The sequence below is a fragment of the Nitrospirota bacterium genome (assembly GCA_004296885.1).
Classification (GTDB): Bacteria; Nitrospirota; Nitrospiria; order Nitrospirales; family Nitrospiraceae; genus SYGV01.
Map to the genome: position 1 here is coordinate 1 of SCVN01000008.1, position 13,358 is coordinate 13,358.

15 protein-coding genes, 1 tRNA gene, 1 other RNA gene and 1 pseudogene are annotated in these 13,358 nt (G+C 59.2%); 6 read left to right on the forward strand and 12 right to left on the reverse strand.

Going from position 1 to position 13,358, the window contains the following annotated elements; translation table 11 throughout:
* Positions 1-1,065 (reverse strand): acetolactate synthase large subunit (locus EPO61_05070; protein TAJ09440.1); only part of this gene is annotated, 1,065 nt, incomplete at its 3' end.
* A gap of 200 nt (positions 1,066-1,265) precedes the next feature.
* Between EPO61_05070 and EPO61_05075 the strand changes: the two are divergent.
* Positions 1,266-1,604, forward strand: a pseudogene (locus tag EPO61_05075) (glutaredoxin family protein).
* Between the two features lie 9 nt (positions 1,605-1,613).
* Here the strand turns inward: EPO61_05075 and rnpB are convergent.
* Positions 1,614-2,005, reverse strand: an RNA gene (gene rnpB / locus EPO61_05080) — RNase P RNA component class A.
* 129 nt (positions 2,006-2,134) lie between these two features.
* On the opposite strand from rnpB, the gene rnhC reads away from it, so the two are divergent.
* Positions 2,135-2,803: a ribonuclease HIII gene (gene rnhC, locus EPO61_05085; protein TAJ09441.1), complete on the forward strand. Its 669-nt coding sequence runs from the start codon at positions 2,135-2,137 to the stop codon at positions 2,801-2,803.
* Here rnhC and EPO61_05090 read toward each other — a convergent pair.
* A complete protein-coding gene (locus tag EPO61_05090) occupies positions 2,800-3,348 on the reverse strand; it encodes a hypothetical protein (protein TAJ09442.1) in 549 nt (182 codons plus the stop codon). The two genes, rnhC and EPO61_05090, sit on opposite strands and share 4 nt — an antisense overlap.
* A 9-nt stretch (positions 3,349-3,357) precedes the next feature.
* Here EPO61_05090 and EPO61_05095 point away from each other — a divergent pair, with 9 nt between their 5' ends.
* Positions 3,358-3,633, forward strand: a complete 276-nt coding sequence (locus tag EPO61_05095; GenBank protein ID TAJ09443.1) for a hypothetical protein — start codon at positions 3,358-3,360, stop codon at positions 3,631-3,633.
* Positions 3,634-3,775: 142 nt separating this feature from the next.
* Here EPO61_05095 and EPO61_05100 read toward each other — a convergent pair.
* The 4 genes from EPO61_05100 to EPO61_05115 all read right to left on the reverse strand — a co-directional run bounded on the left by EPO61_05100 (position 3,776) and on the right by EPO61_05115 (position 8,029).
* Positions 3,776-3,852 (reverse strand) — tRNA-Met (locus tag EPO61_05100).
* A gap of 64 nt (positions 3,853-3,916) precedes the next feature.
* Positions 3,917-4,270, reverse strand: coding sequence for a four helix bundle protein (locus tag EPO61_05105; GenBank protein ID TAJ09444.1), 354 nt, complete (start codon positions 4,268-4,270; stop codon positions 3,917-3,919).
* A 37-nt stretch (positions 4,271-4,307) separates the two neighbouring features.
* Entirely contained in the window at positions 4,308-6,143 is a 1,836-nt protein-coding gene (gene rpoD / locus EPO61_05110) for an RNA polymerase sigma factor RpoD (GenBank protein ID TAJ09445.1), read from the reverse strand.
* Entirely contained in the window at positions 6,140-8,029 is a 1,890-nt protein-coding gene (locus EPO61_05115; GenBank protein TAJ09446.1) for a DNA primase, read from the reverse strand. Before EPO61_05115 ends, rpoD begins: the two co-directional genes overlap by 4 nt.
* 49 nt (positions 8,030-8,078) lie before the next feature.
* On the opposite strand from EPO61_05115, the gene EPO61_05120 reads away from it, so the two are divergent.
* Positions 8,079-8,279: a hypothetical protein gene (locus EPO61_05120; GenBank protein ID TAJ09447.1), complete on the forward strand. Its 201-nt coding sequence runs from the start codon at positions 8,079-8,081 to the stop codon at positions 8,277-8,279.
* 236 nt (positions 8,280-8,515) lie between these two features.
* On the opposite strand, the gene EPO61_05125 is transcribed toward EPO61_05120, so the two are convergent.
* From EPO61_05125 to EPO61_05145, 5 genes are all read right to left on the reverse strand, one after another.
* Positions 8,516-8,782: a type II toxin-antitoxin system mRNA interferase toxin, RelE/StbE family gene (locus tag EPO61_05125; GenBank protein ID TAJ09448.1), complete on the reverse strand. Its 267-nt coding sequence runs from the start codon at positions 8,780-8,782 to the stop codon at positions 8,516-8,518.
* A complete protein-coding gene (locus tag EPO61_05130) occupies positions 8,775-9,029 on the reverse strand; it encodes a type II toxin-antitoxin system Phd/YefM family antitoxin (GenBank protein ID TAJ09449.1) in 255 nt (84 codons plus the stop codon). Before EPO61_05130 ends, EPO61_05125 begins: the two co-directional genes overlap by 8 nt.
* A 110-nt stretch (positions 9,030-9,139) precedes the next feature.
* A complete protein-coding gene (locus EPO61_05135) occupies positions 9,140-9,340 on the reverse strand; it encodes a hypothetical protein (GenBank protein ID TAJ09450.1) in 201 nt (66 codons plus the stop codon).
* Between the two features lie 157 nt (positions 9,341-9,497).
* Positions 9,498-10,079, reverse strand: coding sequence for an ImmA/IrrE family metallo-endopeptidase (locus tag EPO61_05140; GenBank protein TAJ09451.1), 582 nt, complete (start codon positions 10,077-10,079; stop codon positions 9,498-9,500).
* Between the two features lie 3 nt (positions 10,080-10,082).
* A complete protein-coding gene (locus EPO61_05145; protein ID TAJ09452.1) occupies positions 10,083-10,439 on the reverse strand; it encodes an XRE family transcriptional regulator in 357 nt (118 codons plus the stop codon).
* Positions 10,440-11,561: 1,122 nt separating this feature from the next.
* On the opposite strand from EPO61_05145, the gene EPO61_05150 reads away from it, so the two are divergent.
* Both EPO61_05150 and EPO61_05155 read left to right on the forward strand, forming a co-directional pair.
* Complete coding sequence (locus EPO61_05150; GenBank protein ID TAJ09453.1) at positions 11,562-12,113, forward strand: hypothetical protein; 552 nt, start codon at positions 11,562-11,564, stop codon at positions 12,111-12,113.
* Positions 12,077-13,339 carry a hypothetical protein gene (locus tag EPO61_05155; protein TAJ09454.1) on the forward strand — a complete coding sequence of 421 codons (1,263 nt, stop codon included), beginning with the start codon at positions 12,077-12,079 and terminating at the stop codon, positions 13,337-13,339. The genes EPO61_05150 and EPO61_05155 overlap by 37 nt, the downstream gene beginning before the upstream one ends.
* Positions 13,340-13,358: the final 19 nt, after the last annotated feature.

Here is a 13,358-nt window from a genome sequence, read left to right on the forward strand (position 1 = left end):
CTGCCACTCGCGGATCTGGTCCAGCCAGGGTTTCCGCAAATCCTTTTGATCCCCGTTGACCGTGGCCCGCAGAATCTGGACCAACTCCCGCAGGACGGACTTGCAGTCCCCGACGATCGGAACGTCCACGTTCACATTCTTGCGGATGGACGTGGGGTCGATATCGATGTGGATCACCTTGGCCTGGGGACAGAACTCCGACACCTTACCCGTCACACGGTCGTCGAACCGTGCGCCGACCGCAATCACGAGGTCGGAATAGTGCATGGCCATGTTGGCCCAATAGGTGCCGTGCATACCCAGCATGCCCATCGACAAGGGATGCTCTCCTGGAAACGCCCCCAGGGCCATGAGGGTCATGTCCACGGGAATGTGGGTCAGCTCGGCCAGTTCCAGCAGCTCTTCCGAGGCGCCGGAGAAAATGACCCCGCCGCCGACATACAGAATCGGCTTCCGCGCCTTCATGATGGCCTCGGCCGCCTGCTTGATCTGCCACTTGTTGCCGTCGTACGTCGGATTGTAGCCCCGGATCGACACGGACCCGGGATACTTGAACTCCGCCTTGTTCATGGACACGTCTTTCGGAATGTCCACGAGCACAGGTCCCGGCCGGCCGGTCGTGGCCACGTAGAAGGCTTCCTTGATGGTCACGGCCAGATCGTTTACATCCTTCACGAGAAAATTATACTTGGTACAAGGACGGCTCAGTCCGATGTTGTCCGCTTCCTGGAAGGCGTCATTGCCGATCAAACTGGTCGGCACCTGGCCGGAAAAACACACCAAGGGCACCGAATCCATATAGGCATCGGCCAGCGCGGTGATGACGTTGGTCATGCCCGGCCCGGAGGTGACCAGACAGCAGCCGGCCTTGCCCGTCGCCTTGGCATAGCCCTCGGCCATATGGCCGGCACCCTGCTCGTGGCGAGTCAGGACCACGTTGACATCCTTCTGCTGGTGCAGAATATCGAAGATCTTCAGCACGACGCCGCCCGGCAAGGCAAAGAGGGTCTTCACCCCTTCTCGCTTGAGACACTCCAAGAAGATCTCTGCGCCTGTCAGCTTCATATACCCAACTCCCTCTCGCGGACGACTGAATCGGCAGCCCCCGCGGAAGATCCTGTCTTTTGAACGTAAGTCGGGCCGCCCTTTATCCCGACTCAGCAAATTGCTCGAATCTCTCTGAAAAACAAGGCAAAAGAGTTTTTCATGCTACCATTCGGGGGGCCTTTAAGTCAATAAGAATCCCCCTCCCACTGCACTCCGCCATGGGTCCTGGGCCGGTATATTCACTGTCCCAGCCTCAGGTTGCGACCTCCGGCACCTTGAGCAACACCAGCAAATCAGGTACGGTACCGGCCGAGGAGCGGACAGCCCCCATGCTGGAGATCACGATTCTTTCGCGTCCCGATTGCCACCTCTGCGAGGTAGTCCTGAAGATCGCCCGCCGCCTGCAGGAGGAGACCCCGTTCAACTTGGCTAAAGTGGATATCAACGAGAATGCAGACATGGCCCGCCGCTACGGGACGAGGATCCCGGTCGTCCTGATCGACCAAGTCGAAGCCTGTGCCGGCAAGATTACCGAAGGAGACTTGCGACGGGCTCTAAAAAGGGCGCGCTGGAGAAGACCTATAAGCCGGATTCTGTCCCGTTTCGGCTTGACGCCAGCACGGGGATGATCATTTCTCTGGAGCCCGAGTTACCCCGGGCTTCGGGCGACCTACCCGAGGACCTCGGCCGGGCCAGCCGATCCGACCTCGCGGTCGGGCGTCCTCCTATTTGGTCTTGCTCCGGGCGACGCTTACCCTGCCGTCTGTGTCACCACAGACGCGGTGGGCTCTTACCCCACCGTTTCACCCTTACCTGATCCCTTGCGGGCCATCGGCGGTTTGTTTTCTGTGGCGCCGGTGTCGGATCGCTCCGCCTGGGGGTTACCCAGCACCCTGCCCTGTGGAGTCCGGACTTTCCTCCCGCCGGCAAGCCGACGAGCGATCACCCGGTCCACTCCAGCACGCGCCTGCAGTATAAGCCCTCAACAACCCACGTGCAAGCGGCCGGCGCCGATTGACCGCCATCGAAGCCTCTGTTACAGTCCGCCCGGCAAACCACCAGACCTCACCACGAACAGGCATCACCGGTGACGACCGAACACCAGACCGCAGGCCAAGCCCGCATCGGTATCGACGAATCAGGGAAGGGGGATTACTTCGGCCCCCTCGTCATCGCCGCCGTCCACGTCACACCGGAATTGGAGCCGGATTTACGTCTGATGGAGGTGCGGGACAGCAAGCGCATCTCCGACGGCCGCATTCTCGAGATGGCCCCGGACATCAAGCTGGTGTGCCGGCACAGCATCGTGGCGATTGGCCCGGAGCGCTACAACGAACTCTACAAAAAGATTAAAAACCTGAACCGGCTTCTGGCCTGGGGTCATGCCCGCGCGCTGGAGAACCTGCTGGAGCAGGTGCCGTGCGAGCTGGCGATCGCCGATCAATTCGGAGACGAACGGTTCGTCCTGAACGCCTTGCAGGAGAAGGGAAAGCGTATTCGTTTGATTCAGCGCACCAAGGCCGAATCAGACCTGGCGGTGGCAGCAGCGTCGATCCTGGCCCGCGCCGAGTTCCTCCTCCGGCTCAAGCGGCTGTCGGACGAAATCGGCCTGGCCCTCCCGAAGGGGGCTTCGCCGCAAGTCGAACTGGCGGGACGCATGATCGTGAAGAAACACGGGGTGGAGCGGTTGGGCACGGTCGCGAAGCTGCACTTCAGGACGACGCAGGCGGTGCTGGGGCCGGCACAGGAAGGCTAAACCGTTTCCCCCACGTCATACTCTTCTTTTTCCAGCGCGGAGGGGGCGGCCTGGGCCGTCGCGATCACCTCCCCTTCCCAATACAGAATTCGGTGGCAGTAGGAGCAGGCCAGGAGGTCCTCTTTCCGCTTGACCTCGGCAATGAGCTGCGGGGGAAGCTGCAAGCGGCATCCGGAGCAGATGCCGTCGCGCACCGGCACCAGCGCCAGATCCTTCTTCATCGCCTTGAGCTTCCGATATCGTTCCATCAACGTCTTGTCCACGACGGCGGCCACGGCGGCCTGCTTCTGCTCCAGCTGGGCCGACTCGGTCCCCAGCTCGGCGGCCAGCGCTTCGAGCCTTTGTTTTTCCTTGGCGAATGACTGCTCGGCTTCGGCAGCCTTGACCTGAATCTCTTTCACGTCTTTCTGCTTGATCTCGATCTTTTCCATCAGCACCAGGATCTGCTCTTCGATCTCACCCTTCTTCTTGTTGGACATCTCGATCTCGAACAGATGGGCCTGGTACTCCTTGTTCGTCTTGAGTTCGGACAATCGGGTCTTCATCTTTTCGGTTTGGGACTCGTGCGCCTCGAGATCGCGTTCGCGATCTTTGCGTTCCTTGGTGAGCGCATCGAGAGTGGCCTTGGCCTCCTGGTGGAGACGCTGCGCCTCTTGGAGAGGCGCTTCGGCGGCCTGAATCAGTTCGGGGGATTTGCGCTGCTGCTCCTTGATCTCCGCCAGGCGGAGGTCAAGGACTTGAAGATCAATAAGCGGCTGAAGCTGCGGATTCAACTGCGCCTCATTGCCGACATGAAGGATGGACGCAGAACCGACATCGACGACGGATAATACCGTAACACAAGCCTTCGGGTCGTTTCAAGAAGAGAGGAGCCGGAGGGGTCAGATCACGCAAAAACCGAAAAGCGAGAAAGTTGCTCAGTGGCGTTGAGCGGCCACACAATCGGAAAGTGGCCGCCACGCAAGCGCGGTGTGGTGGGCCCACCAGGCCTCGAACCTGGGACCAACGGATTATGAGTCCGCCGCTCTGACCAACTGAGCTATGGGCCCTTTCAAACCAGTGAATAGTGAACAGTGATTGGTGAACAGCGCCACACGCCTCAAGGTCCGCCGATTACTTTTCGTGCCGGATCAGCCCGCTCAGCAACTTGGCCACTCGCACTAGCTGCTCATCAATCGCTTTCCACTGGCCTCCGTCCAAATACCCGAGCCTTTGGGCCAGTTCGAATTGCGTATCCAACTCGCTGAGTGGGCCTTGTGCGACGTAGAGGAACTGGACAAATTCTTTCTTGGTTTGCCTTCCCGCTCCTTCAGCGATGTTACTGGAGACACTCACGGCGGCGCGCCGCAACTGATCAATCAAATTAAAACGCTCGCTGCCTGGAAACTGCTCGGTGACACGATACACTAAAAGCGCCAATTCAATGGCTTCTTTCCACACCGAGAGCTTTTTGTGAGGGCGTTCCACCTCGTCAATTCACCATTCACTATTTACCATTCACCAATCAGAGGTTTTCCACGAAGCTCTTCAGTTTCTTGCTTCGGCTCGGATGGCGCAGCTTGCGCAAGGCCTTGGCCTCGATCTGCCGGATGCGCTCGCGGGTCACTTCGAAATCCTGACCGACTTCTTCCAGGGTATGGTCCGTGCTCTCCCCGATGCCGAAGCGTTTCCGAAGCACCTTCTCTTCGCGCGGGGTGAGGGTTTCCAGCGCGCTGTTGATCTGGCGCTGCAGGTCGTAGCGGATCGCGGCCTCCAACGGAGAGATCGCCTTCTTGTCCTCGATGAAGTCCCCCAGATGGCTGTCTTCCTCCTCCCCGATCGGGGTTTCGAGCGAGATCGGCTCCCGCGCGATCTTGAGGATTTTGCGGACCTTGTCGAGCGGCAGGTCCATCCGCTCGGCGATCTCCTCCGGCGTCGGCTCGCGGCCCAACTTCTGGACCAGATGCCGCGAGGTCCGGATCAGCTTGTTGATCGTCTCGATCATGTGGACCGGAATCCGGATCGTCCGGGCCTGGTCGGCGATCGCGCGCGTGATGGCCTGGCGAATCCACCAGGTCGCGTAGGTGCTGAACTTGTAGCCGCGCTTGTACTCGAACTTGTCCACGGCCTTCATCAGGCCGATATTGCCCTCCTGGATCAGGTCGAGGAACTGCAAGCCGCGGTTGGTGTACTTCTTGGCGATGCTCACGACCAGGCGGAGGTTCGCCTCGACCAGCTCCGCCTTCCCGCGCTTGACCTTCTCGGCAGCGATGTCCAGGTGGCGCACCGCCTCCTTGATCTCATCGGTCGTGACCAGGGCCTCTTCCGTCTCCAGCTGCCGGATGCGGCTCCGGGCCGTCTGGTGCATCTTCTTGAGTTCGTGGAGTTGCTCCTCGGACAGGCCGGTCTTCCGCTTCACGGCCAGGAAGTCGCGGCGGTCCCGCCCCAGCTTGCGCAGCAATTCCTGGCCCGCTTCCCCGGACACGCCGATCTTCCGCTGGCAGTGCGCGAGTTCCCGCTCCGCCGCGCGGAACTCCTGCCCGATCTCCCGCACGCGTTGCACCATCCGGTCCTTGATGGCCGCGTGCAAGTTCACGGACTCCATCTTCTCGACCACCTGCGCGCGGATGTCCTTGATCTGGGCCTTGATCTTCTGCTGCTTGCCGTGGTCGCCGCCCGTTTTGCGGCTTTTCTCGTAGAGGCTCATCAGGGTCAGGGACACCTTGCGGACCTTGTTCAGGGCCTCGAGGGTCTTGTCGCGCAGTTCCTGATCGTCGCGCTCGGTCACCTCCTCGTCTTCCTCGAAATCCTCGTCGATGACCGGCACCAGCTCGCGGATGTTGATCTTGCCCGCCTTGAGCTTCTCCCGCAGCGAGAGCACGAATTGGATCGACATCGGCATCCCGAAGACCGCGGACGCGATGTCTTTCTTCCCCTCCTCGATGCGCTTGGCGATCTCGATTTCGCCTTCCCGGCTCAAAAGCGCGACGCTCCCCATTTCCTTCAAGTACAGGCGGACCGGGTCGTCGGTCCGGCTGAGCACGCCGGGGGTGAGATCGATTTCCTTCTCGGTCTCCTCCGCCTCCTCGGGCTCTTCGGCTTCCTCTCCCGCCTCCTCGCTCTCCGCCGTTTTCTGGTATCGCTCGCTGTCGGCGGCGTCGACGATTTCGATGTCCATCTCGCCGAAAATGGTCATGAGGTTCCCCAGCTGCTCGGAGGACACCATGTCCGAGGGCAGCTTGCTGTTCAACTCCTCGTAGGTCAGGAACCCCTTGGACTTCCCGAGCGAGATCAGCTTCTTCACTTCGCCAAGCAATTGCTCTTTCGCCATTGTGACTCCCTTACGATGCGACGCCCTCATGGGGCGACTTCCGGCCGCACCGCGGCCTTTTGCACGTGCATGTCCTTCAGTTGGGCGTTCAGATCGCGCCACTCCTCCAGCCGGCCCTCCCGCTCCGCCGCGCGGAGCCTGGCGATCAAGTCGCGCTCGGCCGCCTCGCGCTGTTTGCGTCCCATTAATTCCAGGCACCCGCGGATATGGGCCTCTTCGTCGTCATACTGCTGTTCCATCAGAGACAGTTGGGTGGCCATGGGGGCGCAGGCCTCGTCGGCCATTGCCTCGTCCAGCACCGCCCGCACGAGCACCCGCCCGTCCTTGCCGCGATGCTTCAGGCCCAGTTCGGCCAAGCGCCGGCAGGCGGGCACGCTGAAGGCGGCGGCGTCCAGGGCTTGCAAATGCTCGGCGCGCAGCCGTCCCTGGAGCAGCAGAAACGCCAGGTCCCGCTCCTCCGGCGACCCCTTGAAAGGCCCCGGCGGCGCGGGCGGAACCGGCGCCGCCGGCTTGCGCGCCCCCTTGCGTTCGTCGCGCGCGAGCAATTCCGGGTAGCGCTCGATCAGGCGCGACTGGTTGATCCCCAGCCGCTCCGCCACCAGCTTGAGGCATTCCTCCTTGGCCAGTCGGTGGCTCGTCTTCTGGAGGATGCGCAGGATTTCGTCCACGCTCCGGATACGGTCCTCGATCGAGCTCGAGCCGGCCTTCTCCAGGCTGTGCGCGACGGAAAAGTCCAGCAGGCTTGGCGCCTGCTCTTGCAGCCGCGCGAAGGTCTCCGGCCCCTGCTTCCGGATGAACGTGTCCGGATCGTCCCCGTCCGGCAGCGACACCACCGTCACGCCGATCCCGCTGTCCACGAACAGGTCCAGCGTCCGCAGAGCCGCCCGCACGCCCGCTTCGTCCGGATCGAACAGCAGCACCACCTTCGTGACGTAGCGCCGGATCGTCCGCACATGATCGGGCGTCAGGGCCGTGCCGAGCGTCGCGACCACGTTCGTGATCCCCGCCTGGTGCAAGGCGATCGCGTCGAAATAGCCCTCGACGATGACCAGCCGGTCCAGCTTGCCCGCCGACTCGCGCGCCTTCTCCAGCAGGTAGAGCGCCCGGCCCTTGTTGAAGAGCGGCGTCTCCGGCGAATTGAGGTATTTGGGCATCCCCTCGCCCAGGATGCGCCCGCCGAAGCCGATCACCTTCTTGCGCAGGTCGCAGATCGGAAACATCACCCGCTGGCGAAACTTGTCGTAGTAGCCGGACACATCCTTGGGGTTCCGCCCCCCGCTTTCTTTCTGGGTGATCAGGCCGCCGGCCACAAGGTCCGGCAGCGTAAAGCCCTCTTTCAGCAGATGCTTCAACAGGCCGTCCCAGGCCTGGGGCGCATAGCCGAAGCCGAACGTATGCAGCGTCGCCTGCGCCATGCCTCGCTCGTCCAGGTAAGCCCGCGCCGACGCGCCCCCCTCGCCCTCGTGCAGATTACGCGCAAACCAGGCCTGCGCCGCCTCGTTCAGCCGCTCCAGTTTCTCGCGGCTGCCCGCATCCGGCGAGGGACGCCCGCTCGGCGCCGCCGGCACCTCGATGCCGGCCTTGCGGGCCAGCTCGCGCACCGTCTCGGGGAAGCTCGTCCCCTCGATCTTCATCAGGAAGCTGAAGACGTTCCCGCCCGCCCCGCAGCCGAAGCAGTGAAAGATCTGCCGGGAGGAACTGACCGTGAAGGAGGGGGTCTTTTCGCTGTGAAACGGGCAGAGCCCCTTGAAGTGCTGGCCGGCCTTGGACAGGGTCACGTAGCCGGACACCACGTCGAGGATATCGATGCGGTCTTTGACCTGTTCGATGATGTCCTGGGGGATGAGACCGAGGCTCACGCCGGTTGCGCTCCTGTGCTGCCAGTTGTCGTGAACCGAATCGGAAGGGCTTGAAATTCCTGAACTATCGACCGGTCAATGTAACAGACGAGAAAAGACTAAGTCAATGAGGGGAAGAGGCATAAGAGACAGCCTATTCGGCCCTCTGCTTGCAGGGCCAGCACGGCTGAAAAATCGACGCGGAGCAACCAGGTTATTCCCTTGCTCCCGCAGCGCGCGGCCTCGGAAGGAGGGGGCAACTGCGGCCGCTATCCCCCGTGCTCGCGCATCGCGCACTTCAGAAAGTGCTCGCTGGACGCGCGCATAGGGGACAGCCAGGCCGCCTCGCCAAACGCAAGATGAGCGAGATCATGGCAGTGTCTGTCCTGCTCGCTTGAGGCGGATGGGTGAGAACGGTAGCGCGCAATGCGGACCGAGCAGGCCGCCCGTGAGGAAGGCCGGTCGTAGTTCAGAGAGGGGGAGGGAAGGGGTGGAGGAAAAAGGCGCCTTGAGCCTTTTCCCTCCTCGGGAACGTCTGAGTGGAAAGACCTCTGATGCTCTCCATCAATCGCCGTAGTGAGTCCTGGCCCGTTCGATATAGATAGTCTTCGTCGTCTCGTCGATGGAATAGACGATCCGGTCTTGATATGTGAGCCGGTATGAATAACTGCCGGCCAAGTCGCCGATCAGTCGCTTCCCCTCGTAGGGATCGTGGGCGAGGACGTTCAGGAGAATCGTACGGAGCTTCTGTTTGAGTTTCGGTGTGAGGGTGTCGATGTCTTTTTTAGCTTGTCGAGTGATCCGGATCGTATACGGTGCGGCCTCAGCCACCGAAGACGTCCTCAAGCGAGTAGGTCTGGCCTTTCTTGATCTCCCGTTTGGCTTTGCGGACGCCTTTCAACAGGCCGGGTGTGGAGAGTAATTCCAGGGTCTCGATCAAACTGGAGTAATCCTCCTCCGACATGAGGACCACGTCGCCGCGCCGGGAGACGACGCGAAACTGCCGGTGCCCATCCACCGCTTTCGTGATGACTTCGAAGAGATTGCTTCGGGCCTTGGTCGCGCTCAGGGTTTGCATCGTTCCTCCGACCTGTACAGGATTCTGTACGGGTTAGCTTAACAGATCATCGCACCGGATGCAACGAACCGGTTGTACGCAACGCTCCAGACAATGCGCAGGTGGCAGGGTCAGCTGTTGGAGTAATCCGATTCCAGCGGGGCGATGTTGTACTGGAGTTCCAGGTCGAATTCGTCGATCAGCCCGTTCACCACCGCCGCGCCATGGTCCGACCGCACCTCGTTGATCACCAACTCGATCGCATTCGCCGCATGCTGGCCATACTGCTCAATCGCCGCCTCTATCCTCTGCCTGGCTTCTTCGAGTTTCATATCGCGCCACTCCCCCCTACTCTCTCAACAAAAAGATTCCCTCACGCAAACCTTTGGCTGAACCGTCAGCTCAGCATCGTTACACTATAATCGATGCCAGCGGAGAACCGCCAACAGGATTCCATCTGCTCGCTGCGTGCGATCCTCTGTGCTCCCCTCAGCCTCTCGACCTCATCCGTCGCCACGACTCCAATTGCTTCAATACACCCGAATGATGGGCACGCCAAGAGAACAAGGCGCGGCTCACACCGAAATGTTGTGCACCGTCCATCTCACTACCCCCACCTCGTAACCAATTCAGCACCCCTTCCCTCGGAACTAACAGTGCTCCAGCTAACCAGTCCGCCTCGTCTTCATACTGAGAATTCCAATGTCGACAACCTCCGTCGCCGAGAACAGGGCTTGGGGAATGCTCAAGAATCGTGTGGGATAGCTCATGCGCCAAGGAATTCGCCTGGCGTCCAGGCGGATGCCGATGATTGTATACGATTAACCTATGCGTACCATCAATAACGGTCAGAGCAGAGAACTTCGCACTTTCCCCCTGGATAAGCTGAATCTCTTCATCGGCAGCGCCAGATGCCCTTAGAGCGAGAAGTGAAATGACCGGGATCTCTAGATAGGCGGCGAGCGATAAAGCGTCGAGGCGATCTACAAGAGCAAGGCCAAGCTCGACGCGCACCTCAAGAGAAATCCGCTCAGCTTGTGCCTTAAAACCATGCGGGAGCTTCTTGGACATCTATCATTTCTTCCCTTTCAAATGGCGATAAGCGGCCTGAATGATTTGCTCAAGCGCCGCAGCCTCACCGGGAGAGACGTTTTTTGCTGAACGCAAATAACTAGAAATCATCGCCATTGGTTCGGCATCCCTTATCTTTTTTCGTTCGGAATGAGTGAATTTATCAGCCGTTTCCCCAAGCCACCTCAAGAGCGTTGCAAAGGTATCAACATCTGGCCGTCTACCCTGAGCCATCCGTGTGAAAGTTGACGGAGCAATCTGTAGTTCGCCAGCCAATTCTCGCCAACTCAGCTCCTTGCTTTGCCGCTTACCGTCTACAGCGTCATAGAGAGCCCTCACATCGACGGTAGTTTCTGCCATATAGCACCCCCTTTCGATGCCACCTTTTAGCATCGCCGTTCGACACTTGCAACACAAAACTTGCAGTGCTATGATATGATATGGCGTTCGATACTTGCAACACATGGGGCGTGATCAATACGAACACCATGAGAAAGACCGTCCGATCAACAACTACCATGCCGCAAGGAGGTGAAGAGTGGGCATGGCCAACAGGGAAGCGAGAACACAGACACTGCCCAGGAGGCACCCGTGAACATTTCAATTGACTTAGAAGACAAGAATGGAGAGCACCGATCAGTAAGGGTCGATGCCTCGGAACAGGAAAACGTGGAAACCATTGCCGCTCGGGTTGCCACACAATTCGGTCTCAACCCGTCCGAAGTAATCGAGGGGCTTGGGACAGACGATGTCGCCTTCACGAAATACGACACTGTCGGCGACTGTATCCGTCACGGCCACAAGTGGCACTGCCGACGCAGGCAGACATGCGTCGAAGTCCATTATCAAAGTGAAGAACCGGCTCGGCACTTCTTCAATCCGAAGAGCCCCTGGCGGGTTGTGCACGAGTGGGCGTGCCGACACTTCAAGGTCGCAGCCTCGATGTGCCGGGACCTTGAGCTCTTTGCAGGGGCCCCGACGGGTAGCCCTCTGAATGAGAACTTGCCGATCGGCACGTCCCACGACTGCAAAATTGTTTGGCTCGCTAAGCCGGGCCCTGAGCCCAATGGCTGAGCAACCCGCAGACCAACTCCAGTGCGATCTGGAGTCGACGGAGTTCCGGCTCGGGGCCGAGCAACGTTTCTGGACGTTGCTCGACCGCCAGGGCGATCTTGTTTATCTGGAGTTCCACGCCAGAGACAACATGGACTACGTAATGCAGCTGGAGTGCGCCGGATATGGGCAACAAGCCATCGGCGGAAAATTCATTGATCCCCAAAGTAAGGTTTGCATATCGAGCGCATGGCCACGCGGGGATGGAACATTTAATGGGTGGGTGAAATGGGATGCCAATAACTTGTTCATCTGTTGGCCCGGCGATCGCTACGGCATCCAGCATCACCAAGAATGGGCAGCACAACAGTTATGGAGGAAACCGCCAAGCCCGATTGTAGCCTACGCAGACTTTATCAGGAGGTTACTATGGAACAGAGCATGCGGTTACACAGGACGGGCAGGATAAACTCATCGCTGATCGTTCCTCATCCGCTGTGGACCGATGTCTTGGAAACACTTCGTCAGCGGAGTGAAGGATGGCGAGAAAGTGCTTGCATCCTCATCGGCACAGCTTCTACGAACGGAGTTCGGGTCGCTGTTGATGCTATTTTCCATCATCGTCTCGCCGATGACCGCGCAACAGCCTTGTCCATTGAACTTCCTGAGCATGCGAAATTCAAGATGTATGCAGACCTCGCAAAGCGTCGATTATCCCCTGTGTCGTTGGTCCATACTCACCCAGAGGCATGGGTCGGGCTGAGCGTGGTTGATCAGAGCAACCGCATCTCATCAACCATTGGATTTTGGTCCATTGTGGTACCCCACTATGGAAGTCCTCCTTGGAACCTTGAGGAGATAGGCTTCCATGTCCTTGAAGACAGCGGCTGGCGTGAGCTTACAGCAGAGGAACGTCTTGCTCATTTTCGCTTGGAGGAGCAGCCATGGAATGGTGGCAAGACCGTGTCGCTAATGGCGTAGCAAAGTCCGGAAGGGGACTCCTAACAGAGACAGAAGTTAAACGAGTCTTGGCGCAAGACGTCGCAATCTACGCCGACCCAAAACGTGCCACCGAAGAGGATCTTTGGCCTGGAATTTGGGCCCTGGCTGCGACTCTTTCTCGCCAATTCATGGGGCAAATTTATGTCGTTACTGGTCTCGACCGACCTCATGCGGCACCAGGCTCGTTGCCTTCTCGATGTGTTTTTACAGATCGCCCCCCGACATGCCGACTCACAGTAGGCTTGGGGCAAGCGGCATCTTCCCCTTCGGATGTGACATTGTGGGGAGACGCTCGGGGAAACCGCATTGCCTTCGGGCAGCATTTGCCTGGCGAAGTCGCTTCTCCTATTTCGGCATTTGCTGTTGCAGGCTACCTCTCATTTGCACTTTTAGCTTCCGCCGCAGGCTTTTCCACTCACAAGAAGAGATTCTGTCAAGGCACGTTAGAAGTAGGAAAAGTGAACCTTGCCGGACTCAGCATGCCGGAACAAAGCTTAGCCATCTTGGGTCTAGGACACCTCGGGAATACATACCTCGCACTCCTCTATTTCATCGCACAACAGCAGGGGAGTTTTCCTCAACTTCTTCTACTCGATCGAGGGGAAGATGGCGGCAGGCTGGAAAAGGCGAACTGGAAAACTCACGTGTTGCTGGACGAAAATCCGTCATGGGAAGGAGCCCTCAAGACCGAAATATTTTCCGAGCAATTAAAGGCAATTGGAATGCCTGTGGACGCGGACGCGCAAACCCTTCAGTGGGGATGGAAGAAGTCCGACGCCCATCCATCTATAGCACTGATGGGATTTGACACGTTTGAAGCCAGGCGCATGGCCATTGCCGGAGGGTATGAATGGCTAATTGATGCAGGGATTGGCTTGAGATTCGAGTGCCCTCGTATCACCTGGCATAGCCTTCCACCGGATAAAGAACTCGGCAAACGCATTTTCGAAGAGAGGCCTCCCGCAGCCGTCCCCCTCATTCCTTTCGACAGCCCTTTGGCAAAAAGCTTGGATGATCCGTCCAATCCTTGCGGATGGGTAAAATCGTTCGACGGGATTAGTGCAGCTGCCCCCTGCATGGGCATCGTAGCGGCCGCTTACGCCTGGGCGGAGGTGTTGGAGGTCTGGGGGGGAGAACGTACCCCTTTGAAAGGGAGCGCTTACCTCTGGAGCCCCGGCATCCCTCCTTCAATCGAACCTCTATAGCGTGCCAGGAGAGGAACTT

Bases quoted from the DNA above. Each gene is read 5' to 3' on its own strand.
- EPO61_05140 (TAJ09451.1), bottom strand. From the start codon at position 10,079: ATGTCCAAGAAGCTCCCGCATGGTTTTAAGGCACAAGCTGAGCGGATT.
- EPO61_05090 (TAJ09442.1), bottom strand. From the start codon at position 3,348: ATGAAGACCCGATTGTCCGAACTCAAGACGAACAAGGAGTACCAGGCC.
- EPO61_05155 (TAJ09454.1), top strand. From the start codon at position 12,077: ATGGAATGGTGGCAAGACCGTGTCGCTAATGGCGTAGCAAAGTCCGGA.
- EPO61_05135 (TAJ09450.1), bottom strand. From the start codon at position 9,340: ATGAAACTCGAAGAAGCCAGGCAGAGGATAGAGGCGGCGATTGAGCAG.
- EPO61_05120 (TAJ09447.1), top strand. From the start codon at position 8,079: ATGAGGGGAAGAGGCATAAGAGACAGCCTATTCGGCCCTCTGCTTGCA.
- EPO61_05150 (TAJ09453.1), top strand. From the start codon at position 11,562: ATGGAACAGAGCATGCGGTTACACAGGACGGGCAGGATAAACTCATCG.
- rpoD (TAJ09445.1), bottom strand. From the start codon at position 6,143: ATGAGGGCGTCGCATCGTAAGGGAGTCACAATGGCGAAAGAGCAATTG.
- EPO61_05145 (TAJ09452.1), bottom strand. From the start codon at position 10,439: ATGGCAGAAACTACCGTCGATGTGAGGGCTCTCTATGACGCTGTAGAC.
- EPO61_05130 (TAJ09449.1), bottom strand. From the start codon at position 9,029: ATGCAAACCCTGAGCGCGACCAAGGCCCGAAGCAATCTCTTCGAAGTC.